At 71.2% G+C, this 22146-nt stretch carries 21 protein-coding genes; 15 read left to right on the forward strand and 6 right to left on the reverse strand.

The annotated features are described in order from the left end of the window. Window positions 1–11: 11 nt before the first annotated feature. Complete coding sequence (locus OG609_RS22710) at window positions 12–1853, reverse strand: phosphatidylglycerol lysyltransferase domain-containing protein (protein WP_327274494.1); 1842 nt, start codon at window positions 1851–1853, stop codon at window positions 12–14. Window positions 1854–1992: 139 nt separating this feature from the next. Between OG609_RS22710 and OG609_RS22715 the strand changes: the two genes are divergently transcribed. Further along, window positions 1993–3114 carry an alpha/beta hydrolase gene (locus OG609_RS22715; protein WP_327274495.1) on the forward strand — a complete coding sequence of 374 codons (1122 nt, stop codon included), beginning with the start codon at window positions 1993–1995 and terminating at the stop codon, window positions 3112–3114. A gap of 45 nt (window positions 3115–3159) precedes the next feature. Here the strand turns inward: OG609_RS22715 and OG609_RS22720 are convergent, their stop codons facing one another. After that, complete coding sequence (locus OG609_RS22720) at window positions 3160–4347, reverse strand: ABC transporter ATP-binding protein (protein ID WP_327274496.1); 1188 nt, start codon at window positions 4345–4347, stop codon at window positions 3160–3162. A 126-nt stretch (window positions 4348–4473) separates the two neighbouring features. On the opposite strand from OG609_RS22720, the gene OG609_RS22725 reads away from it, so the two are divergent. The 4 genes from OG609_RS22725 (at window position 4474) to OG609_RS22740 (ending at window position 8044) form a co-directional block, all read left to right on the forward strand. Then, window positions 4474–5184, forward strand: coding sequence for an ABC transporter permease (locus tag OG609_RS22725; RefSeq protein ID WP_327274497.1), 711 nt, complete (start codon window positions 4474–4476; stop codon window positions 5182–5184). Window positions 5185–5186: 2 nt separating this feature from the next. Then, on the forward strand, window positions 5187–5861 hold the full coding sequence (locus tag OG609_RS22730; protein WP_327274498.1) for an ABC transporter permease: 675 nt from the start codon (window positions 5187–5189) through the stop codon (window positions 5859–5861). Between the two features lie 100 nt (window positions 5862–5961). Continuing rightward, window positions 5962–6939, forward strand: coding sequence for an ABC transporter substrate-binding protein (locus OG609_RS22735; protein ID WP_327274499.1), 978 nt, complete (start codon window positions 5962–5964; stop codon window positions 6937–6939). Between the two features lie 94 nt (window positions 6940–7033). Further along, window positions 7034–8044, forward strand: a complete 1011-nt coding sequence (locus OG609_RS22740) for a hypothetical protein (protein WP_327274500.1) — start codon at window positions 7034–7036, stop codon at window positions 8042–8044. A gap of 45 nt (window positions 8045–8089) precedes the next feature. Here OG609_RS22740 and OG609_RS22745 read toward each other — a convergent pair whose 3' ends face one another. Together OG609_RS22745 and OG609_RS22750 are read right to left on the reverse strand one after the other, a co-directional pair. Next, window positions 8090–9232, reverse strand: a complete 1143-nt coding sequence (locus OG609_RS22745) for an NADH-quinone oxidoreductase subunit D (protein ID WP_327274501.1) — start codon at window positions 9230–9232, stop codon at window positions 8090–8092. Between the two features lie 221 nt (window positions 9233–9453). Further along, complete coding sequence (locus OG609_RS22750) at window positions 9454–10437, reverse strand: SAM-dependent methyltransferase (RefSeq protein WP_327274502.1); 984 nt, start codon at window positions 10435–10437, stop codon at window positions 9454–9456. A 96-nt stretch (window positions 10438–10533) separates the two neighbouring features. On the opposite strand from OG609_RS22750, the gene OG609_RS22755 reads away from it, so the two are divergent. Next, entirely contained in the window at window positions 10534–11736 is a 1203-nt protein-coding gene (locus OG609_RS22755; protein ID WP_327274503.1) for a sensor histidine kinase, read from the forward strand. A 56-nt stretch (window positions 11737–11792) separates the two neighbouring features. Next, window positions 11793–12470: a response regulator gene (locus OG609_RS22760; RefSeq protein WP_114245211.1), complete on the forward strand. Its 678-nt coding sequence runs from the start codon at window positions 11793–11795 to the stop codon at window positions 12468–12470. 87 nt (window positions 12471–12557) lie between these two features. Here the strand turns inward: OG609_RS22760 and OG609_RS22765 are convergent, their stop codons facing one another. Then, entirely contained in the window at window positions 12558–13670 is a 1113-nt protein-coding gene (locus OG609_RS22765; protein WP_327278142.1) for a DUF5937 family protein, read from the reverse strand. A 105-nt stretch (window positions 13671–13775) separates the two neighbouring features. On the opposite strand from OG609_RS22765, the gene OG609_RS22770 reads away from it, so the two are divergent. Beyond that, window positions 13776–14036, forward strand: a complete 261-nt coding sequence (locus OG609_RS22770; protein WP_327274504.1) for a hypothetical protein — start codon at window positions 13776–13778, stop codon at window positions 14034–14036. A 75-nt stretch (window positions 14037–14111) separates the two neighbouring features. Here OG609_RS22770 and OG609_RS22775 read toward each other — a convergent pair whose 3' ends face one another. After that, entirely contained in the window at window positions 14112–15323 is a 1212-nt protein-coding gene (locus OG609_RS22775) for a threonine aldolase family protein (protein WP_327278143.1), read from the reverse strand. A 199-nt stretch (window positions 15324–15522) separates the two neighbouring features. Between OG609_RS22775 and OG609_RS22780 the strand changes: the two genes are divergently transcribed. The 7 genes from OG609_RS22780 (at window position 15523) to OG609_RS22810 (ending at window position 22092) form a co-directional block, all read left to right on the forward strand. After that, complete coding sequence (locus OG609_RS22780; protein WP_327274505.1) at window positions 15523–16473, forward strand: Rossmann-like and DUF2520 domain-containing protein; 951 nt, start codon at window positions 15523–15525, stop codon at window positions 16471–16473. Continuing rightward, window positions 16470–17549 carry a pantoate--beta-alanine ligase gene (gene panC / locus OG609_RS22785; protein WP_327274506.1) on the forward strand — a complete coding sequence of 360 codons (1080 nt, stop codon included), beginning with the start codon at window positions 16470–16472 and terminating at the stop codon, window positions 17547–17549. The genes OG609_RS22780 and panC overlap by 4 nt, the downstream gene beginning before the upstream one ends. Then, window positions 17546–19291 (forward strand): L-aspartate oxidase, encoded by a 1746-nt coding sequence (locus OG609_RS22790; RefSeq protein ID WP_327274507.1) that lies wholly within the window; start codon window positions 17546–17548, stop codon window positions 19289–19291. Before panC ends, OG609_RS22790 begins: the two co-directional genes overlap by 4 nt. Window positions 19292–19293: 2 nt before the next feature. Beyond that, complete coding sequence (nadC, locus tag OG609_RS22795) at window positions 19294–20337, forward strand: carboxylating nicotinate-nucleotide diphosphorylase (protein ID WP_327274508.1); 1044 nt, start codon at window positions 19294–19296, stop codon at window positions 20335–20337. Further along, on the forward strand, window positions 20337–21134 hold the full coding sequence (locus OG609_RS22800; RefSeq protein ID WP_266360500.1) for a type III pantothenate kinase: 798 nt from the start codon (window positions 20337–20339) through the stop codon (window positions 21132–21134). Before nadC ends, OG609_RS22800 begins: the two co-directional genes overlap by 1 nt. Before the next feature lie 138 nt (window positions 21135–21272). Then, on the forward strand, window positions 21273–21851 hold the full coding sequence (locus OG609_RS22805; RefSeq protein ID WP_327278144.1) for a hypothetical protein: 579 nt from the start codon (window positions 21273–21275) through the stop codon (window positions 21849–21851). Between the two features lie 61 nt (window positions 21852–21912). Further along, a complete protein-coding gene (locus OG609_RS22810; RefSeq protein ID WP_327274509.1) occupies window positions 21913–22092 on the forward strand; it encodes a hypothetical protein in 180 nt (59 codons plus the stop codon). Window positions 22093–22146 lie beyond the last annotated feature (54 nt).

Here is a 22146-nt window from a genome sequence, read left to right on the forward strand (position 1 = left end):
ACGGTGTGCCGTTACGCCGCGTGGGCGTGGTGCTCCTGGCCCGGCGTCCGGGTGTGGGCGCAGGGGCGCGGCCGACGTCGCGGGAATCGGCGGGCGAGGGGGCGGGGCAGCGCGAAGTTCACGAAGCCCTCGGCCTGCATGGCCGCGAGGGAGATGCGCGGCAGGTCACGTGCGGCGCGGTAGACGACGAAGCGGGGCTCCCAGCGGGGCCGGAACTTGGCGTTGAACTTGTACAGCGACTCGATCTGGAACCAGCGGGACAGAAAGATCAGCAGTCCGCGCCAGGTCCGCAGCACCGGTCCCGCGCCCAGCTTCTCGCCACGGGCGAGTGCCGAGCGGAACATCGCGAAGTTCAGCGAGACGCGCTCGACGGAGAGCCGGGAGGCGGCCTGCAGGGCGGCGACGATCAGCAGCTCGTTCATGCCCGGGTCGGCGGAGCGGTCGCGGCGCATCAGATCGAGGGACATGCCGTCCCTGCCCCACGGGACGAAGTGGAGTACGGCCTTCAGATCGCCGTACGGGGAGTCGGCGGCGTGCTCGTCGGGCTTGTGGGCGGTGGCGATGATGCAGTCCCCGTCGGCCGGGTCGCCTATCCGGCCGAGCGCCATGGAGAAGCCGCGCTCGTTGTCGGTGCCGCGCCAGTCGGTGGCGGCCCGCCGGATACGGGCCAGCTCGGCCTCGCCGATGTCGTGGATGCGCCGGACCCGGGTCTCGTAGCCAAGACGTTCAATGCGCTTCACCATCTGGCGTACGTTGCGCATCGCGCGCCCGGCGAGCGAGAAATCCGCGACATCCACCACCGCCTCGTCGCCCAGTTCCAGTGCGTCGAGTCCGGTCTCGCGGGTCCAGACCTCGCCGCCCGTCTCGCTGCAGCCCATCACGGCGGGGGTCCAGGAGTGGGCCTTGGCCTCGTCCATGAAGCGCTCGATTGCGCCGGGCCAGGCCTCTACGTCGCCTATCGGGTCGCCGCTCGCCAGCATCACCCCGGACACGACGCGGTAGCAGACGGCGGCCTTGCCACTGGGGGAGAAGACGACGGCCTTGTCGCGGCGGAGCGCGAAGTGGCCGAGCGAGTCGCGGCCGCCGTGCTTCTCCAGCAGGGCGCGCAGCCGGGCCTCGTCGTCCTCGGTGAGGCGGGCGGCCGGGTGCTCGGGCCGGAAGGCGAGGTAGATCGTGGTGACGGCGGTCAGCAGACCGAGGGCGCCGAGCGAGAACGCCACGGTCCAGGAGGTGACTCCGGCGTACTCGACGGGGCCCTCGAAGCCGAGCAGTCCATACAGCACGTGCTGGAGCCGGTCGGCGATGCTGGGGCTTCCCACGACCCGGCCGGGGTGGACGCTGACGATGATCAGGCCCAGACCCAGCGAACCCGCGCCGAGGAGCACGAAATTGGCCAGGGCCCGCCAGCGGCTCCTGGGGTCGGGGAGCGCGGCGAATTCACCGCGGTGGCGAACCAGCAGCAGGCAGAGCGTCAGCGAGACGAGCGTGCCGATGACCGAGTGCCGGTAGACGAACTGCGCCAGCGCACCGGCGGGCAGCAGTACGACGGCCGCGCGCCAGGCCCGCCGCTTGCGCCGCTTGAGCCCGTGCGCGAGAAGCAGCAGCAGGACGCCCGCACTCAGGGAGAGGGCGGCGGCGAACGGTCCGAGGGCGCCGGGGAGCACCTCGGCGAGAGTGTGCATCCGGCTGTGCCGGAAGCGCGGGAAGACGCCCGCGGCGACATCGATCAGGCCGACGACGGTGCAGGCGGCACCGACCAGCGTCGGTACGGATTCGGGACGCGGGCCGCGTACGAACTTGCGTACAGGACTCGGAACCGATCCCGATTTATCCCCATCTAGCGTGACAGACATCGCTTCCCGTGGTTCCGCGAGAGATTCTTGAGTCCTTCGGCCGAGGCCTTCCGGACGATGTGCGATCTGTAGGACGAGGCTTCCGGGGCGAAGGTTCACCCGCCGGCCGGAAATTTCCCGACAAGAAAGCTCACCCCCCATGGGTCTTACCAGCAAGACATTTCTGGCCACGGCCATCGTGCTGGCCGTGGTGTTCTTCGCCGCCACGGTCTGGCTCTGGCCGCGGTTGGCCCGGCGAAGCGTGTCCGCGGTGTTCGGCAGGGTCGGCCTGCTCCTGGCGACTCAGGTGACGGTCTTCGTCTCCGTCGGCCTGCTGGCCAACAACTCGTTCCTCTTCTACGGCTCCTGGGCCGATCTGTTCGGCCAGAAGCAGGATCTGGGCGTGGTCACCGATCACGCGGCCGGAACACTGGCATCGAAGAACATCGTGCGGGTCGGGATGCAGCGGCCGGACGTGCCGGGCGGCTCACGGCCCACGATGGGCGGCCGGATCGACAAGGTCGTGATAGCGGGGCGGAAGTCGAAGATCGAGAGTTCGGCGTATGTGTACCTCCCGCCGGAGTACTTCCAGGCGGCTTTCGCCCGCCGGAAGTTCCCCGCGGTCGTCGTCCTCACCGGCTACCCGGGAGTCTCGGAGAACCTTCTGAAGGGCCTGCAGTACCCGCGGACGGCGCAGGAGCGAGTGAAGGCCGGCCGGGCGCAGCCGATGATCCTGGTGATGCTGCGGCCGACGGTGGCTCCGCCGCGGGACACCGAGTGTGTGGACATAAAGGGCGGACCGAAGACCGAGACGTTCTTCGCCGAGGATCTGCCCCGGGCGGTCTCGGATGCGTACCGGGTCGGCAAAATGGCCCGTAACTGGGGCATCATGGGCAATTCGACCGGCGGCTACTGTGCGCTGAAGATCGGGCTCCATCATCCGGACCGGTTCGCCGCGAGCGCCGGGCTCTCCGCGTACTACAAGGCGGCCGAGGATCCGACGACCGGCGACCTCTTCCACGGCGACCAGGGGGCGCGCGACCGCTCCGATCTGATGTGGAGCCTGGACAATCTGCCGCAGCCCGACTCGTCCTTCCTCGTCACGACCTCCAAGCACGGCGAGGGGAACTACCGCGCCACGCAGCGGTTCATCGCCAAGGTGAAGCCGCCCGCCCAGGTCTCGTCGATCGTGCTCGACAGCGGCGGGCACAACTTCAACACCTGGCGGCGGGAGATCCCTTCGGCGCTGGACTGGATGAGCAGCCGGCTGAGCGAGAACTGAGTCGGACCCGGTGCAGGGCCCGCTTCCCGGCTTCCGTTCACCGGCTCACCGTGCGGCGGTCTTGGTGACGCTCTCCACCGTCTCGACGGCCACCTCGCCGCGCGGGACGTCCTGGGCGTCCGCGTCGATCGAGCGGCGCAGCGCCTCATGGAGCCGGGCCGGGGTGAGTACGCCGAGGAAGCGGCCGTTGCTCTCCTTGTCGACGACGGCGATCCAGCCCGCGTCGTGCTGGAGCATGGTGGCGAACGCCTGCTTGAGCGGGGCGCCGACGGGGAGCCACGCCTCCATCCTGCGGGCGTGGGCGCGCACTGTGTCCTTGGTCCCGGCGGTGAAGCCGTCGGCCGGGATCCAGCCGTGCAGATTGTCCTCGCCGTCCAGCACGACGGCCCAGCGCGCTCCTTCGGCGCGCAGCCGCTCGGTCGCCCTCGCCAGGGAGTCGTCGAGGTGGACGACCGGCGGCTGGTCGAGGTCGCCCTCCTCGACGGGGGTCACGGAGAGCCGCTTGAGGCCGCGGTCGGCGCCGACAAAGTCCGCGACATAGGGGGTGGCGGGGGCGCCGAGCACGGTCGCCGGGGAGTCGAACTGCTCGATGGAGCCCTGTCCGTAGACGGCGATTCGGTCACCGAGCCGGACCGCTTCCTCGATGTCGTGCGTGACGAACAGCACGGTTTTGCGGACCTGTGCCTGGAGTTTCAGGAACTCGTTCTGCAGTCGTTCCCGTACGACCGGGTCGACCGCGCCGAAAGGTTCGTCCATCAGGAGCACCGGCGGATCCGCGGCCAGTGCCCTTGCCACGCCCACGCGTTGACGCTGACCGCCGGAGAGCTGTTCCGGATAGCGGTCGCCAAAAACGGAAGGATCAAGTCCGACAAGGTCGAGGAGTTCCGCCGCGCGCTCACGGCCCTTTCCCCGTTTCCAGCCGAGGAGATGAGGAACGGTCGCGGTGTTTTCCAGGACCGTACGGTGCGGGAAGAGCCCCACCTGCTGGATCACATAGCCGATACGGCGGCGGAGCCGGACGGGGTCGATGGCGGATATGTCGTCCCCGTCGAGGAATATCCGGCCCTCGGTCGGTTCGATCAACCGGTTCACCATCTTCATGGTGGTCGTCTTGCCGCAGCCCGACGGTCCGACGAGCGTGACCAGTTCGCCCTCGGCGATCTCGAAGGAAAGGTCGTCGACGGCGGTGGTGCCGTCCGCGTACCGCTTGGTGACATGCTCGAAACGGATCATGGTTCCCCATTGTCGCGCGTGTTCTGTGAAGGACATGTTGCTGGAATACAACGGCCTCGGCGATTGTCAGTGGTCGAGGATAGGGTCACCAGAACATCGGTACGAGGCGGTAATCGGAGGGGGCGGATGGCTGCCGCACAGAACTGCATGGTGACGAACGACTGGATCTGTGGGGAGTATCTCCGTTCCCGCAGCCAGGAGTTGACCGATGCGACGGTCCAGCACATCTGGATCACCGCGGTCTCGGTGCTGATCGGACTCCTGGTGGCCTTTCCGCTGGCGCTGCTCGCCCGCCGCAGCCGCCGCTTCGCCGGACCGGTCCTCGGGCTGACGACGGTGCTCTACACCGTGCCTTCGCTCGCCATGTTCTCGCTGCTGCTGCCGCTGTTCGGACTTTCCGCGGCGCTGGTCGTCACCGGCCTGGTGCTGTATTCGCTGACCATTCTCGTACGGAACATCCTGGCGGGCCTCGAAGCGGTCCCGCAGGAGGCGAAGGAAGCCGCCAAGGGAATGGGGTACGGGCCGATCCGGCTGCTGTGGGAGGTCGAACTCCCCCTCGCCATGCCCGCGTTGATGGCCGGGGTGCGGATCGCGACGGTCTCGACGATCGCGCTGACTACGGTCGGATCGATCATCGGCAGAGGCGGCCTCGGCAACCTCATAGGGGACGCTCTGCCCAGCTTCTTCAAGGCCCAGGTGCTCACCGCCTCGGTCCTGTGCGTACTGCTCGCGGTCGTCGCCGATCTGCTGCTGCTGGGCCTCCAGCGGCTGTTGACCCCCTGGACCCGAATACGCACCGCGGGTGCGGTCGCGGGCGCCACGGCAAAGGTGGTCTGACCATGGGAGTTCTCGGCGAGGCCTGGACCTGGCTCACCACCGGCGCCAACTGGTCGGGGGAGAACGGGGCGGCCCACCGGCTCGGTGAGCATCTGTACGTCAGCGGCGTCGCGCTCGCTCTGGCCTGCGCCATAGCCCTGCCGATCGCGCTCTGTCTCGGACACATCGGGAAGGGGGGCGCGCTGGCCGTCAACATCTCCAATGTGGGGCGGGCGATCCCGGTCTTCGCGGTGCTGGCCCTCTTCATGGTCTCGCCGCTGCGCAACGCCGGATATGTGCCGACGATCACCGCGCTGGTGCTGTTCGCCGTGCCGCCGCTGCTCACCAACGCCTATGTCGGAATGACGGAGGTCGACCGGTCGGTGACCGAGGCGGCTCGGGGCATGGGAATGTCCGGGGGCCAGCTCTTCGTACGGGTCGAACTCCCGCTGGCCTACCCGATGATCATGACCGGGCTGCGCTCGGCCGCGGTCCAGGTGGTCGCCACGGCGACGATCGCCGCGATGGTCGGTCAGGGCGGACTCGGCCGGATCATCACCGCCGGGTTCAACACGTACAACACGCCGCAGGTGGTCGCGGGGGCACTGCTGGTCGCCGTGCTCGCCCTGCTGGTGGAGGCGGTGCTGGTGGGCCTGGACCGGATGCTGTCACCACTGCGCCGCCGCAGGACGGCATGACGGCACGGCACGACCGCCCGTCGGGCCCACTTCATCGCACCCCCTCGATCCCCGGATCCCATCTCAAACAGACCCTGTTGCTGTGGACGGAGAACAACTCATGGGCAAGACCTCGCGAATAGCGGGCGCGGTCATCGGCATGGTCGCACTGGCCGGCTCGCTCGCCGCCTGCGGTGGCGACAGCCTGGAGAAGGACAAGGGGGGCTCGGCATCCTCCGGCGGCTCCGGCAAGAAGGGTTCGCTCGTCGTCGGCGCGGCCTCCTTCACCGAGTCCAAGGTGCTCGCGGAGCTGTACGCACAGATCCTGGGCGACGCCGGATACAGCACCTCGGTCACCACGGTGGCCAACCGGGAACTGTACGAACCGTCCCTGGAGAAGGGTGAGATCGATGTCGTCCCCGAATATGCCGCGACGATCGCCGAATTCCTCAATGCCAAGGTGAACGGGGCGAAGGAGGCCGAGAAGAAGCCGGTCGCCTCCGGTGACGCGGCCGCCACGGTCGCGGCGCTGGAGAAGCTCGCCACCCCGCGCGGGCTGAAGGTGCTCCCGGCCGGCGAGGCCGTCGACCAGAACGCCTTCGCGGTGACCAAGGAATTCGCCGCCGAGAACAAGCTCAAGACCCTTTCGGATCTCGGCAGGTCGAAGGCCGAAGTGAAGATCGCGGCGGGCGACGAGTGCGAGGTGCGGCCGTTCTGCGCACCGGGTCTGAAGCAGACGTACGGCATCGATGTCACCGGTATCGATCCCAAGGGAGTCGGTACGCCGCAGTCCAAGCAGGCCGTGAAGGACGGCAAGGACCAGCTGGTCCTCACCACCACCACGGACGCGGTGCTGGACAGCTACGGCCTGGTGTTCCTGGAGGACGACAAGAAGCTCCAGAACGCGGACAACGTTCTGCCGGTCGTCAATGCCAAGGACGCGGGTTCCCAGGACATTGCCGACGCACTCGGCAAGCTCACCAAGGCCCTCACGACCGAGGATCTGGCGGAACTGAACCGCAAGGTCGACGCCGAGCGCGCAAAGCCCGCCGATGCGGCCAAGGACTATCTGCAGTCGAAGGGCCTCATCAAGAAGTAGGAATTGGGGCGATCGGGGGCCGTCAGGTAACCGGCCGGGAACAGATTGGCGGGCGGCCCCCCAAGCGCCCCGTACGCACTGTAAATTTCAGGCCATGCCACGTGGACGTCATCGCCATTCGCCACCTCTGCACAGAATCCTTCCGTCTTCGGCCGTCGTCGGAGTCTCGATCCTCTGTGCCGCGGGCGCCTGGCTGCTCGCCGAGCCCCTGGTCCTGCGCGGTCTGGTGGCCGCTGCGGCGGCCGCTGCCGTGACCGGTGCGTATCTGATGCGTAGCTGGGACCGGGAAGCGGGCCGTCGTGTCGCGGAGTTGACGCATGCCCGCGCCGGCGACGAATGGCGGGCCGAGGAGCGCATGGCCGAGCTCGAGGCCGATCTGGAGGAGTCGCGGGAGCTGCGCGTACGGCTGGAGACGAAGCTGCGCCGCAAGCGGGTGGAGCTCGCCGGTCTGCGCGGGGAGCACGCCGCGCTGCTGCGGAGGTACGCCAACGCCGAGACCGAGCGGGCCAGCGCGCTGGAGGGCCGCAGACAGCTCGCGCTCGAAGCCGCCGCGCCCCGGGAGCTGCCCGCCGCACGCAGTACACCGACACCGGCCGCCTATCTGCGTGCCGCCCAGGCGCTGGAGGACCTCTCGCGCAACGGGGCACTCCAGGAGGCGCGCCGTACCGCCGAGCAGGCCAGGGAGCGGGATCTCGCGGAGCGGGCCCGGGAGGCGGAGGAGCGGCAGGGGAAGCACGCGGCGGCCGCGGACGCGTCCGGGGCGCAGCACCTTCGCCCGCCGACCGCCCTTCCCGCTCCCCGGCCGTCCGCCGCGCTGCCCGCGGCGCGCACCGTGCCGGCCGCCAGCGCCGTCGCTCCGTACGCGGCGTCCCGCCGTCATCTGGTGCCGCAGGGAAGCTTCGACTTCTTCGGTACGCAGAAGGCGCGCGCCGCGATCGAGTCGGTGCAGAACGAGGACCTCGCGGACGTGGTGGGCGAGGAGGCACTGGCCGCGCACCGCACGGGCACGGCCGAGAACCGGGCCGTCGGCAAGGTCATCGACCTGACCACGCACGACGAGACCGAGCAGCTGGACGTGGTGGAACTGCGCAGCGCGATCTCGTAGGCGCGCGGGCGCGCAGGCACTGCGCGGGTCGGCCTGGGTGTCGGCCTACTTGTCGATGTCGCCGACGACGAAGAAGAGCGAGCCCAGGATCGCCACCATGTCGGCGACCAGCGTGCCCGGCAGGAGCTCGGTGAGCGCCTGGATGTTGTTGTACGAGGCGGATCGGAGCTTCAGCCGGTACGGGGTCTTCTCGCCCTTGGACACCAGGTAGTAGCCGTTGATACCGAGCGGGTTCTCGGTCCAGGCGTAGGTGTGGCCCTCGGGGGCCTTCAGTACCTTTGGCAGTCGCTGGTTGATCGGGCCGGGCGCGAGGCCGGCCATCCGGTCCAGGCAGGCGTCCGCCAGATCCAGGGCGTTGTGCGTCTGTTCCAGCAGGCACTCGAAGCGGGCCAGGCAGTCGCCCTCGGTGCGGGTGACGACCTTGAGGGTGTCCTGGAGCTCTCCGTACGCGAGATACGGCTCGTCGCGGCGCAGATCGAAGTCGACCCCCGAGGCGCGGGCGATCGGCCCGGACACCCCGTAAGCGTGCACGGTGTCGGCGGACAGCACGCCGACACCGCGGGTACGGCCCCGGAAGATCTCGTTGCCGAGCACCAGGTCGTCGTACACGTCCATCCGGGACCGGACCGAGGCGACGGCGTCCCGGGCGCGGCCGAGCCAGCCCGCCGGGAGGTCCTCCTTGAGGCCGCCGACCCGGTTGAACATGTAGTGCATCCGGCCGCCGGAGACCTCTTCCATCACGGCCTGGAGCTCCTCGCGCTCGCGGAAGGCGTAGAACACCGGGGTGATCCCGCCGAGTTCGAGCGGGTACGAACCGAGGAACATCAGATGGTTCAGGACCCGGTTCAGCTCGGCGAGCAGGGTGCGCGTCCAGACCGCGCGCTCCGGGACCTCCATGCCGAGCATGCGCTCGACGGCCATCACGACGCCCAGCTCGTTGGAGAACGCCGACAGCCAGTCGTGGCGGTTGGCGAGCATCACGATCTGTCGGTAGTCACGGGCCTCGAACAGCTTCTCCGCGCCGCGGTGCATATAACCGATGACCGGTTCGGCGTGCTGGATGCGTTCGCCGTCGAGGACGATGCGCAGACGGAGCACGCCGTGGGTGGAGGGGTGCTGGGGGCCGATGTTGAGCACCATGTCGGTGCTCTCCGCTGCGCCGCCGATGCCGACTGTCGTCTCCGTCATACGGCCAGTATTCCCTGAGTGTCCGAGGCTCCGCCCCGGGCCCCGCGCCTCGGTCGCCGGCGGGGCTGGTTCTGACCAGGGCTCCGCCCCGGGCCCCGCTCCGCAAACGCCGGAGGGGCTGGATTTCGCTCGGTTTCCGGGCCTCGCGCCTCGGTCGTCGGCGGGCTGGATTTCGCTCAGCCTCCGGAGCCCGCGCCTCAGAGGCCGGCGGGGCCGGGTCTTCAGCCTCGTCGTTGCATCAGCCAGCCGAAGTCGCCCAGGCCGCCCCGGGCCGTCAGTTCCGCTGCCTCGCCCGCCGAGGCGAGGGCCCGTACGTATCCGGCCGGGTCGGTCGACGCCAGGGGCAGTGGTGGGCGCTCGCCGTTGATGCCGAGGTGGTGCAGCGCCTCGCGTTGCGTCAGCACCTCGGGCGGTGCTCCGGCCCCGGCGTCCACCGCCGCCGCGCACGCGTCCAGCGCCACGTGCGAGGTGAGGTCGCAGCTGCCGTCCGGCACCGGCCGCACCTCGCGGCCGGACCGGAAGCCGGTCAACGTGCCGAAGGGAGGCCGTGCCTCCCTTACGTGGGCGTAGTCCACTGCCACCGCGAGCCCCCCGGACAGCGTGGACACCGCTCGTGCCCAGGCCTCGTCGCGCGGCCGGCCGATCTCCGCGCGGCTGCCCGGTCCGGCCGACGGCCACCAGCGGCGCAGCCACTCGGCGTCCGCCCCGGTCACCGGCTCGCCCAGCCGTTCCGTACCGTCCGCCGTCCGGACGAGGACATACCGGTCGACACCGTCCGCGTCGGTCTCGGCGACGTCGGTCGGGACGTTGTCCAGCCACTCGTTGGCGAACAGCAGACCGTGCGCCCCCGGCGGCGGTTCGGTGCACCACTCGATCCTGGGGTCCAGACCGGCCGGGCGGGCGGCGATCTCCACGGCGTACGCCCGTACGGCGAGACCGTCGGCGCCCACGGCCGGCAGCGCCGTCAGCACCCCCGTCAGCAGTTCGCCCCGCCCCGCCCCCAGGTCCACCAGGTCGACCGAGTCCGTGCCCAGCTCCCGCGCCGTCCTGACCAGCAGCCGGGCGACGGCGGAGGCGAACAGCGGGGAAGCGTGGACGGAGGTACGGAAGTGGCCCGCCGGTCCTTCGGGGCTCCGGTAGAACCCCCCGTCTCCGTACAAAGCGGTCTCTGCCGCCTCCTGCCACCCACGCCACTCATCCGTCACGTTTCCAAGTCTCCACCTTGGGGAGTACGGTCCCAGCAGCTGGATCGGCCCTTCGGCTGACCCATGCACCTCCCGCCTGTCCCTACGCTGGGTTACGTGCAGCGCCTCTACGACTTCATCCGCAGACACCCGACGGGCGTCGACAGCTTCTGGGCTGTCTGCCTCCTCGGGCTCTCCGGCCTGTCCATGGTGGCGCATGCGGGCAGCACCGGTGAGCGGCTCGCCGCCCTGCTGATCATCGTCGGCCTCTGCACCGTTGTCGCGTTGCGTCGGCGCGCGCCGGAGAAGATGCTGCTGCTCACCGTCGCGATGGGCGTCGCGCAGTTGGTGTTCGGGGTCAAGCCGGGCGTCGCGAACTTCGCGATGCTGGTGATCGTCTTCACCGTGGCCACCCTGGGGGAGCGCTGGGCGTCCCGGCTCGCCCTGGTCTGCAGCCTGAGCGCGGCCGGTGTCTCCCAGCTGCGCTGGCCGCAGAACGTCCCGCAGACCAGCTGGCCCCAGCAGGTTTTCATCGTCGTCGTGATGACCGTGCCGTTCGTGCTCGCCTGGGTGCTCGGTGACTCGATGCGGACCCGACGCGCCTACTTCAGCCAGCTGGAGGAGCGCGCAGCCCGGCTGGAGCGGGAGCGTGAGGCGCAGTCGAAGGTCGCGGTGGCCGCCGAGCGGGCCCGTATCGCCCGCGAACTCCACGATGTCGTCGCGCACAACGTCTCGGTGATGGTGGTGCAGGCCGACGGTGCCGCGTACGTCATGGACGCGGCTCCCGACCAGGCCCGGCAGGCCCTGGAGACCATCTCCAGCACCGGCAGGCAGGCCCTCGCCGAGATGCGGCGGCTGCTCGGGGTGCTGCGGACCGGCGACAGCCAGGAGAGCGGGGAGTACGTCCCGCAGCCCGATGTGGACCAGATCGAGGTCCTGATCGAGCAGGTCAGACAGACCGGACTGACCGTCGACTTCAAGATCGAGGGCACGCCGCGCCCGCTGCCCAGCGGGGTCGAGCTGACCGCGTACCGCATCGTGCAGGAGGCCCTGACCAACACCCGCAAGCACGGCGGCCCGGACGCCGGGGCCAGTGTCCGGCTGGTCTACTTCGATGACGGGCTCGGGCTGCTGGTCGAGGACGACGGGCGGGGCGCGGCGCACGAGCTGTACGAGGACGGCGGCGCCGACGGCGCGGGCCACGGAATGATCGGTATGCGCGAGAGGGTCGGCATGGTCGGCGGCACGCTGGACGCCGGGCCGCGGCCCGGCGGCGGGTTCCGGATCAGCGCACTGCTGCCGCTCAAGCCGGCCCACTAGGTCTTCGGATTTTTTGCAGGACAGATTTGCAGGACAGACAGGAGACAGGACACCTCATGGCCATCCGCGTGATGCTCGTCGACGACCAGGTGCTGCTGCGCACCGGCTTCCGGATGGTGCTCGCCGCCCAGCCGGACATGGAGGTCGTGGCCGAGGCCGGCGACGGCGCGGAGGCGATCGAGATCCTGCGCTCCACCGCCGTCGATGTGGTGCTGATGGATGTCCGTATGCCGAGGCTGGACGGCGTCGAGGCCACCCGTCGCATCTGTGCGCAGCCGGATGCGCCCAAGGTGCTCATCCTGACCACGTTCGACCTCGACGAGTACGCCTTCTCCGGGCTGAAGGCCGGGGCCAGCGGTTTCATGCTCAAGGATGTGCCGCCCGCCGAACTGCTCGCCGCCATCCGCTCCGTGCACAGCGGCGACGCCGTCGTCGCCCCGTCCACCACCCGCCGGCTGCTCGACCGCTTCTCACCGATGCTGCCGAGCGGCAACAGCGAACCGCAGCACAAGGGCATCGGAAAGCTCACCGAACGCGAACGCGAAGTGATGCTGCTGGTCGCGCAGGGCCTGTCGAACGGCGAGATCGCGGCCCGCCTGGTGCTCTCCGAGGCGACCGTGAAGACGCACGTGGGCCGCATCCTCACCAAGCTGAGCCTGCGCGACCGGGTGCAGGTCGTCGTCCTCGCGTACGAGACGGGGCTGGTGCGGGCCGGCGGCGGCGGGGTGGGCTGACCCGTGGGCGCGCTGCTCCGGACGCACCGGGTGCGGCGTACCTGGACGGGGATCAAGCACATCCGCTTCGACTGAACCGGCCACGACTCAGCGCAGGATGCCCTCCAGGAAGTCGCTGCCGAGCCGTGCCACCAAGGTCAGGTCCAGCTGGTGCAGCACGTACCGGCCGCGCCGCCGCGTGGTGACCAGGCCGGCCTTCTTCAGCACCGCGAGATGCCGGGAGACCTCGGGCGCCGTGATGCCGTGCGTGTCGGCGAGTTCACCGGTCGTGTGCGCGGATCGGGCGAGGTGGCGGCACAGGCGCATCCGCATCGGGTGGGCCAGCGCATCCATGCGCAGTTGGAGCAGCTCCACGGAGGCGGGGGAGGGCAGCTCGGGGTGGTGCACCGGGTAGTGGATCACCGGACGCCAGCCCGGCGCGTGCAGCAGATTCAGGTGCGGCCAGCCGAAGGTGGACGGGATGAGGGTGAGCCCGGGGCCGACGGCGGGGTCGGCCGCGTCGGTCCGGCCCTCGGTCAGCTTGTCGGCGCTGATCCGGGTCCCGGCCTCGTCGAGCGACAGGGCCGGGGACACCGCGCCCACCGCCTCACCGAGCCCCTTGCGCCGCAGCAGATCCGTCTTGTGCCGGGCGTCGGCGACCAGCTGGACCCGCACCCGCCGCCAGGTGTCGGCGAAGAACGCCTGGTCGCAGTCCTCGAACAGGCGCCGGATCCAGCGACGTACGGAGATGGGGTCGGCCAGCAGCTGCTTGGTGAACTCCACCTGGTGGGGGCCGCGCGTCGCCGCCATGTCCAGGGCGCGGGCGCGCATCGTGGCGTCGCTGAGCGGCGAGGGCGCGCCTGTCCCGTACAGGCTGTGGCAGGTGAATTCCAGGGCGGCGGAGACGAACCGCTCGTCGTCGAGCCGGTCGAGGATGTCCAGGTCCTCGGCGAGATTCGCTCCCGTCCTGCCGTTGCCGCCACGGACCCCGGCGAACGGCATGAAGACGTCCGAGAACGTGTGGCGCCACAGGAAGTCGGCCTCGTGCAGCCGGTCGGCGAGATCGGGCTCCAGCGCGCTGGTGGTCGCCGTCGCCCAGCCGTGCAGGCCCGGGTGGTGTCCCGGCTCGGAGAGGGCGTGCAGGGCCAGCCCCAGCTCGGCGAGGGGGGAGGTCTCGAAAACGATGCGCTCGGGCGCCAGCCCCGCGATGTCGATGTGCACGCTCACCCGTCCATAGTGCGGGGTGCGCGGAGCAGGCCACGCACCGTTTGACGGTGGTCGTCAATCGAGGGGCCGGGTCGGCCGGGACAGGCTCACGCTGAGGCCATGGACGCCATTCAGCAGCACATGATCGACAGTTACCGCGCAGCTCAGCACGGGGAACTGCCGCCGCCACCGCCGGGTCGGCACGACTGGAGGGTGGTGCGCGAGGCACGCGACCGGCGCCGCTTCGACGCGGTGATCGCGGGCCGCCCGGCGCGCCGCCGCCGGCGGACGGCGCTACGGGCCCTGTTCACCCGGCGCCGGCGCACCGCCCGGCCCGGCGTCCCCAGCCGGTGCGGCAACTCCAACTCGTCCGGCGTTTGAGGACGGAACCGTCCGGGCGGGGGCCCCGGGGGGCAATCGTGTCCGGCACCCCCGCCGCGGTCCGGCCAACCCCCGCTAGGCCAGCCGCTTCACGAACTCCCCCACCGCCGCCCGTACTTCCCCCGCCGTCCACTCCAGCCCTTCCCGCCCCACCGTGACCTCGGTGAACGACGCCCCGGGCGGCCCGGAAGCCGCGGGGTGCCAGACGCGGAAGAGTGCCACGCCCGTCTCCTCCGCCTGCCGCACCGAGGCCTCCGTCAGGACATCCGCCTCGTAGGGCAGCCACACCTGGAACTGGTGCGTGTGCGGCGGCTCCGGATGCACCCGGAACCACCCGACGCCGGCCGCCGAGAAGCCCTCGGCCAGCGCCCCGGCCACCACCTTCGCCTGTGCCACGTACGACGGCAGTTGCGGCAGCTCCTGCTCCAGGCCGATCAGGGCGGCGAGCGCCGCAGGGAACTGCTGGAAGAGCTGCCCGCCGTACCGGTGGCGCCAGGTGCGGGCCTCCTCGATCAGCGACTCGGGACCGGCCAGCGCGGCCCCGGAGATTCCGCCGAGGGTCTTGTAGAACGACACGTACACACTGTCCGCGAGCGCCGCGATCTCCGGCAGCTCCCGCCCGAAATGGGGGGCGCACTCCCACAGCCGCGCGCCGTCGAAGTGCACCACTGCATCGCGTTCCCGCGCGGCCGCCACCACGGCCTCCAGCTCCTCCCACGTCGGCAGGACGAAACCGGCATCGCGCAACGGCAGCTCCAGCATCATCGTGCCGAACGGCTCGGCGAAGTCACGGATCTCCTGCGCCGTGGGCAGCCGGGGCTCGGACGTCGGATGGACGGTACGCAGCCCGCTCACCGCGCCGAGCGCGCCGCGCTCGTGCACCTCGGGGTGCGCCAGGGGATGCAGCGCCACTGTGGAATTGCCGGTCCGCCCGGCCCAGCACCGCAGCGCGACCTGCTGGGCCATCGTCCCCGTCGGGAAGAACGCGGCGGCCTCCATGCCCAGCAGCCCCGCGATCCGCCCCTCCAGCTCGGCGACGACGCCATCGCCGTAGATGTCCGCAGGGCGCTCCAGGTCGGTGACCGACCCGGCCCCCGCCGCCAGCGCGGCCAGCCGTTCACCGAGCGAGAGGTTCATGGGCGGCCTGATCAGGACCCGCTCGGCCGCGCGCCAGGCATTTATCCTGCGCAGCCGCTGCGCGTCCTTCGACCGCTCCGGCTCCTGAACATCGCTCCGCGCCCCGTCCTGCGCCTGCCGCTGTCGTGTCTGTACGTCCGTGTCTGCCATGTCTGTCATGGGACGATCATCACGCAGAGCGCAGCTCGGGCCCGAACGATTTCCGGGTTCACCCGGGGCTCGGGCCGCGCCCCCGCCCGGACTTTTCCCACAGGCTGTGGACAGCCAGGAGTCAGGACGAAACGCTGGCGTAGCATGCAGAGAAATCGTCCGGTACCCCCCGCGGACTGGAACGGAAGGCCATCGCCGCGTGAATGCAACAACCCCCAAGGAGCCCCTCGACGCGAGGGACCGCCCCGCCCGCCTCACGGTCGGCGTCGTGGGCGCGGGCCGCGTCGGCCCCGCTCTCGCCGCGTCCCTGCAGCTCGCCGGGCACCGACCGGTAGCCGTGTCGGGCGTCTCCGACGCGTCCGTGCGCAGGGCTGCCGCCCTGCTCCCCGACGTACCGCTGGTGCCGCCCGCCGAAGTCCTCGCGCGCGCCGAGCTGGTGCTGCTGACCGTTCCCGACGACGCCCTGCCCGGCCTGGTCGAGGGCCTCGCCGAGACCGGCGCCGTGCGGCCGGGACAGCTGATCGTCCACACGTCGGGGCGTTACGGGACGAAGGTGCTGGACCCGGCTCTGCGGGCCGGCGCCCTGCCGCTCGCCCTGCACCCGGCGATGACGTTCACCGGCACCTCGGTCGACGTCCAGCGGCTGGCCGGCTGCTCCTTCGGCGTGACCGCCCCCGAGGAGCTGAGGCTCGCGGCCGAGGCGCTGGTCATCGAGATGGGCGGCGAGCCCGAATGGATCGCGGAGGAGTCCCGCCCGCTCTACCATGCGGCGCTCGCCCTCGGCGCGAACCACCTGGTCACCCTGGTCGCCCAGTCGATGGAACTGTTGCGTACGGCCGGGGTCGCCGCCCCCGACCGGATGCTCGGCCCGCTCCTGGGCGCCGCGCTCGACAATGCCCTGCGCTCCGGCGATGCCGCGCTGACCGGCCCCGTGGCCCGCGGCGACGCCGGGACGGTCGCCGCGCACATCGGCGAGCTGCGCAGGCACGCTCCGCAGGCCGTGGCCGGCTATGTCGCGATGGCCCGCGCCACCGCCGACCGCGCACTCGCCCACGGCATGCTCAAGCCGGAGCTGGCCGAGGACCTGCTCGGAGTCCTGGCCGACGGCGCCGGCACCGCGGGCGGCACCGGATCACAGGAGTCCCGATGACAAACAGGACCGGCAGGCCCGGCACGTCCGGTACGTCCCACGCCGCCGCCCCGCCCCGCACGCCCGGCACCGCCCCCGCGGCCACCCTTCTCCGTACGGCCGCCGAACTCGCCGCGTTCGCCCCCCTCAAAGGGCAGCGAGCCGTCGTCATGACCATGGGCGCGCTGCACGAGGGTCACGCCACCCTGATCCGTACCGCACGTGCCGCCGCGGGCACGGACGGCCAGGTCGTCGTCACCGTCTTCGTCAACCCGCTCCAGTTCGGCGAGGCCGCCGACCTGGAGCGCTACCCCCGTACCCTCGACGCCGATCTCGCCGTGGCCGGCGCCGCCGGGGCGGACGCGGTCTTCGCACCGTCCGTCGACGAGGTCTATCCCGGCGGCGAACCGCAGGTCCGGATCTCGGCGGGCCCCATGGGCGACCTGCTCGAAGGGGTCTCCCGCCCCGGGCACTTCGACGGGATGCTCACCGTCGTCGCCAAGATGCTGCACCTCACCCGCCCCGATGCTGCGTTCTTCGGGCAGAAGGACGCCCAGCAGCTGGCGCTGATCCGCCGCATGGTGCGCGATCTGAACTTCCCCGTGGAGATCGTCGGCGTGGAGACGGTCCGCGAACCGGACGGCCTCGCGCTCTCCAGCCGCAACCGCTTCCTGGACGTCGAGGAACGGCACACCGCCCTCGCCCTGTCCCGGGCCCTGTTCGCCGCGCGGGACAGGCTCGCGGCCCAGCAGGCGCTGCACGCCCGCGCGCAGACCACCGCGGCGACCACCGGCAGGGCCGCCGCGCTCACCGCGCTCGGTGAGACCCGCGCGGCCGCCGACACCCAGGCGGTGGCGCTGGCCCGCCCCGTGGACGGACCCGCGGCGGTACGCGCCGCCGCGCAGTTGATCCTCGACGACGCGGCCGCCGAACAGCCGCCGCTCGCCCTGGACTACCTCGCGCTCGTGGACCCGGCCGACTTCACCGAGATCCCCGACGACCGCACCACCGGTGACGCGATCCTCGCCATCGCCGCGAAGGTCGGCAAGACCCGCCTGATCGACAACATCCCGCTGACCTTCGGAGCCACCACGTGACCGGAATACGGCTGACCGCCCCCGCCCCCGGCTGGTCCATCGACGCCGACGTCGTGGTGGTCGGCTCCGGCGTGGCCGGTCTCACCACCGCGCTGCGCTGCGCAGCCGCGGGTCTCGCCACCGTCGTGGTCACCAAGGCCCGCCTCGACGACGGCTCCACCCGCTGGGCGCAGGGCGGCATCGCGGCCGCCCTCGGCGACGGCGACACCCCCGAACAGCATCTGGACGACACCCTGGTCGCGGGCGCGGGCCTGTGCGACGAGGCCGCGGTACGGACCCTGGTCACCGAGGGCCCCGACGCCGTACGCCGGCTGATCGAGACCGGCGCCCACTTCGACACCACGGACAGCGGCGACATCGCGCTGACCCGCGAGGGCGGCCACCACCGCCGCCGTATCGCCCACGCGGGCGGTGACGCGACGGGTGCCGAGATCTCCCGCGCCCTGGTCGAAGCGGTCCGCGAAGCCGCCCTGCACACCGTCGAGAACGCCCTCGTCCTGGACCTTCTCACGGATGCCGAAGGCCGTACCGCGGGCGTCACCCTGCACGTCATGGGCGAGGGTCAGCACGACGGTGTCGGCGCTGTCCGCGCCCCCGCGGTGGTCCTCGCCACCGGCGGCATGGGCCAGGTCTTCTCCGCCACCACCAACCCTGCGGTCTCCACGGGCGACGGCGTGGCCCTGGCGCTGCGGGCCGGTGCGGAGGTCTCCGACCTCGAATTCGTCCAGTTTCACCCGACGGTCCTCTTCCTCGGCGCCGGCTCCGAGGGCCAGCAGCCCCTGGTGTCGGAGGCGGTACGGGGCGAGGGCGCCCATCTCGTCGACGCGTCCGGTACGCGCTTCATGACGGGGCAGCACGAACTGGCGGAACTGGCCCCGCGCGACATCGTCGCCAAGGCCATCACGCGCCAGATGGAGCTGCAGGGCACCGAGCACATGTATCTCGACGCCCGCCACTTCGGCGCCCGGATGTGGGAACAGCGCTTCCCCACCATCCTGGCGGCCTGCCGCGCCCACGGCATCGACCCGATCACCGAACCCATCCCGGTCGCCCCCGCCGCGCACTACGCCTCCGGCGGCATCCGCACCGACCTGCGGGGACGTACGACCGTGCCCGGCCTGTACGCCTGCGGCGAGGTCGCCTGCACCGGCGTGCACGGCGCGAACCGGCTGGCGTCCAACTCCCTCCTGGAGGGCCTCGTCTTCGCCGAGCGCATCGCGGCGGACATCATCGAGGACCGGCCCAGCGCGGGCGCCGCGACAGCCGGCACCCTCCCCGCCTCCTCGCCGCTGCTCGCCCCCGAGGCACGCGCCACGATCCAGCGGATCATGACCCGGGGCGCCGGAGTCCTACGCTCCGCCGCGAGCCTGGCCGCCGCCGCCGAGGAGCTGGAGGCCCTGCACAACAGCGCTGCCGAGGCCGCCGGGGCTGCCGAGCCCAAGGTCGCGGTGCCCGGTGTCGAGGCGTGGGAGGCCACCAACCTGCTCCTCGTCTCGCGCGTCCTGGTCGCCGCCGCCCGCCGGCGCGAGGAGACCCGCGGCTGCCACTGGCGCCAGGACCGGCCCGAGCGCGACGACGAGAACTGGCGCCGCCACCTCGTCGTCCGGCTCACCCCGGAGCGTCAACCGGTCCTCCGTCGGACGGAGACCGAGGCATTCGGGCCCGTACGCCCGACGCAGGCACCAGACTGCGCAGCAGCAGCACCACTGATCCACCCCGCCGACGTCACCGAGGAGCCGTAACCGTGAGCACGCCCGAAGAGAATCCGCGCCCCACACCCGTGGACGTACCGCTGATCCAGATCGGCGCGCCCGCACCGTCCGCGGGCGGCTGCGGGGACGGCTGCGGCTGCGGCGGGGACGAGTTCTACGAGCTCGACCCCTTGGAGTGCGGCCTCGACCCCGACCTCGCCCAGCTCCTCGCCGACGCGGGCCTGGACCCGGTCCAGGTCGAGGACGTCGCGCACGTCGCCATCGAGGAGGACCTCGACGGCGGTGTCGACGTCACCACCGTCGCGACCGTTGCCGAGGACGCCGTGGCCACCGGCGACTTCACCGCCCGTGAGGCGGGCGTCGTGGCCGGTCTGCGCGTCGCCGAGGCCGTCCTGTCCATCGTCTGCACGGACGAGTTCGCGGTCGAGCGCCATGTCGAGGACGGCGACCGCGTCGCCCCCGGCCAGAAGCTGCTGACCGTCACCACCCGCACCCGTGACCTGCTCACCGGCGAGCGCAGCGCACTCAACCTGCTGTGCAGGCTCTCCGGCATCGCGACCGCCACCCGTGCCTGGGCCGATGTGCTCGAAGGCACGAAGGCCAAGGTCCGCGACACCCGCAAGACCACCCCGGGCCTGCGCGCCATGGAGAAGTACGCGGTGCGCTGCGGCGGCGGCGTCAACCACCGCATGTCGCTGTCGGACGCGGCGCTGGTCAAGGACAACCACGTTGTCGCGGCGGGCGGCGTGGCCGAGGCCTTCAAGCGCGTACGCGATGAGTTCCCGGACGTGCCGATCGAGGTCGAGGTGGACACCCTGCAGCAGGTCCGAGAGGTCCTCGAGGCGGGCGCCGACCTGATCCTGCTGGACAACTTCACCCCGCTGCAGACGGCCGAGGCGGTTGCCCTTGTCGGCGGCCGTGCGGTCCTGGAGTCCTCCGGCCGGCTCTCCCTGGACACCGCACGCGCCTACGCGGAAGCGGGCGTCGACTACCTGGCGGTCGGCGCGCTCACCCACTCCTCGCCGATTCTCGACATCGGCTTGGACTTCCGCGACACCGACGGGGCCGGCGTCTGATGCTGCTCACCATCGACGTCGGCAACACCCACACCGTCCTCGGCCTGTTCGACGGTGAGGAGATCGTCGAGCACTGGCGGATCTCCACTGACGCCCGCCGCACCGCGGACGAGCTCGCGGTGCTGCTCCAGGGCCTGATGGGCATGCACCCGCTGCTCGGCGAGGAACTGGGCGACGGCATCGAGGGCATCGCGATCTGTTCCACGGTCCCGGCCGTCCTGCACGAGCTGCGCGAGGTGACCCGCCGCTACTACGGCGACGTCCCCGCGGTCCTCGTCGAGCCGGGCATCAAGACCGGGGTGCCGATCCTGATGGACAACCCGAAGGAGGTCGGCGCGGACCGCATCATCAACGCGGTCGCCGCCGTCGACCTGTACGGCGGTCCGGCGATCGTCGTCGACTTCGGCACGGCCACCACCTTCGACGCGGTCTCCGCCCGCGGCGAGTACACCGGCGGTGTCATCGCCCCCGGCATCGAGATCTCGGTCGAGGCACTGGGCGTCAAGGGCGCCCAGCTCCGCAAGATCGAGCTGGCCCGGCCGCGCAGCGTGATCGGCAAGAACACGGTCGAGGCGATGCAGGCGGGCATCATCTACGGCTTCGCGGGCCAGGTCGACGGTGTGGTCGCACGGATGAAGAAGGAGCTGGCGGCCGACCCCGACGACGTCACCGTCATCGCGACGGGCGGCCTTGCGCCGATGGTGTTGGGCGAGTCCTCCGTCATCGACGAGCACGAGCCCTGGCTCACTCTCATCGGTCTGCGTCTGGTGTACGAGCGGAACGTGTCCCGGATGTAGCGGGTACGGGGCGTACCTGCGGGAACGGTTCGGCGGAACGGGGGCCGCCGCCGCGCCGTCAACGGCCAGTTAAGCCGATTTTGTCCATTTAGCACGTATTGTCGCGTCATGCCCACGCCTTACGGATCACGCGGCGGTATGGCGTTCAGCGCGGACGAGCTGCGTGTGCTCCGACGCGTCCTCGCCATCGCCCTTCACCCCACGCCCCTGCCCGACGAGGACGTCCAGGACTGCCTGCGGCTGGCAGGCGCCGTGGACGAGGCGGTCGGCGAGGCGGGACGGCTGCGCACGTTCCTCCTCGCCGACCTCGTCCGCTACCGCAACACCCTCCCCGGCTCCGTCAGCGGCTATCTGGAGCTTCTCCAGGACGCCCTGGCGGGCGGATACGACCCCCGTCCCGATGACCTCGCCGCGCTGCGCGCCCTGCGCCACAGACCGGTGGCCGCGGCGCTCCTGGAGCGTTGCCAGGCGCTCGCGGAGCGGTCGGTGCGGGCCCGCCTCGCCGGACGTTCCGCGCCGTCAGCGGCCCCCGCACCCCGCAGCCGACTCCTCGCCCTGCCCGGCGGCCGGGCCGCCGACGCCGAACCCGAACGGCCGAAGACCCCGGCGGCCCCGCCCCGGCCGGCCCCGCCGTCCGAGCGCCCGGCGCCGAAGCCCTCGGAGGTCTTTCCGCCCCGCCGCCCGGTCCCGCCACCGCAGCAGCGGGCCGCGGGATAACCCCGACGCGACGCGGAGGGGGCGCGCGGAAGTCGGTACCGGCCTCGCTACTCTGGATGCCATGGACTACGTATCCGCGCTCGTGCCCCCCGTGGTGATGGCTGCCTTCTTTATCGGCCTCGTCGTGACGATCGTCAAGAGCCAGGGCGGTCCCAACAAGGCCAAGGAGGACGCAGCCGTGGACATGGCGATCGGCCGTGCCGAGTCGGTCCAGCAGGCGCCGCGTACCGACGGCGTCTGACTTCCCCGGACCTCGCAGCACGCGAAGGGCGCACGACTTGTCAGGAGTCGTGCG

The sequence above is a fragment of the Streptomyces sp. NBC_01224 genome (assembly GCF_036002945.1).
Taxonomy (GTDB): domain Bacteria; phylum Actinomycetota; class Actinomycetes; order Streptomycetales; family Streptomycetaceae; genus Streptomyces.

Bases quoted from the DNA above. Each gene is read 5' to 3' on its own strand.
- OG609_RS22810 (WP_327274509.1), top strand. From the start codon at position 21,913: ATGGACTACGTATCCGCGCTCGTGCCCCCCGTGGTGATGGCTGCCTTC.
- OG609_RS22730 (WP_327274498.1), top strand. From the start codon at position 5,187: ATGGGAGTTCTCGGCGAGGCCTGGACCTGGCTCACCACCGGCGCCAAC.
- OG609_RS22805 (WP_327278144.1), top strand. From the start codon at position 21,273: ATGGCGTTCAGCGCGGACGAGCTGCGTGTGCTCCGACGCGTCCTCGCC.
- OG609_RS22735 (WP_327274499.1), top strand. From the start codon at position 5,962: ATGGGCAAGACCTCGCGAATAGCGGGCGCGGTCATCGGCATGGTCGCA.
- OG609_RS22800 (WP_266360500.1), top strand. From the start codon at position 20,337: ATGCTGCTCACCATCGACGTCGGCAACACCCACACCGTCCTCGGCCTG.
- OG609_RS22770 (WP_327274504.1), top strand. From the start codon at position 13,776: ATGGACGCCATTCAGCAGCACATGATCGACAGTTACCGCGCAGCTCAG.
- OG609_RS22740 (WP_327274500.1), top strand. From the start codon at position 7,034: ATGCCACGTGGACGTCATCGCCATTCGCCACCTCTGCACAGAATCCTT.
- OG609_RS22725 (WP_327274497.1), top strand. From the start codon at position 4,474: ATGGCTGCCGCACAGAACTGCATGGTGACGAACGACTGGATCTGTGGG.
- OG609_RS22775 (WP_327278143.1), bottom strand. From the start codon at position 15,323: ATGGCAGACACGGACGTACAGACACGACAGCGGCAGGCGCAGGACGGG.
- OG609_RS22760 (WP_114245211.1), top strand. From the start codon at position 11,793: ATGGCCATCCGCGTGATGCTCGTCGACGACCAGGTGCTGCTGCGCACC.
- OG609_RS22720 (WP_327274496.1), bottom strand. From the start codon at position 4,347: ATGATCCGTTTCGAGCATGTCACCAAGCGGTACGCGGACGGCACCACC.
- OG609_RS22745 (WP_327274501.1), bottom strand. From the start codon at position 9,232: ATGACGGAGACGACAGTCGGCATCGGCGGCGCAGCGGAGAGCACCGAC.
- OG609_RS22715 (WP_327274495.1), top strand. From the start codon at position 1,993: ATGGGTCTTACCAGCAAGACATTTCTGGCCACGGCCATCGTGCTGGCC.
- panC (WP_327274506.1), top strand. From the start codon at position 16,470: ATGACAAACAGGACCGGCAGGCCCGGCACGTCCGGTACGTCCCACGCC.
- OG609_RS22710 (WP_327274494.1), bottom strand. From the start codon at position 1,853: ATGTCTGTCACGCTAGATGGGGATAAATCGGGATCGGTTCCGAGTCCT.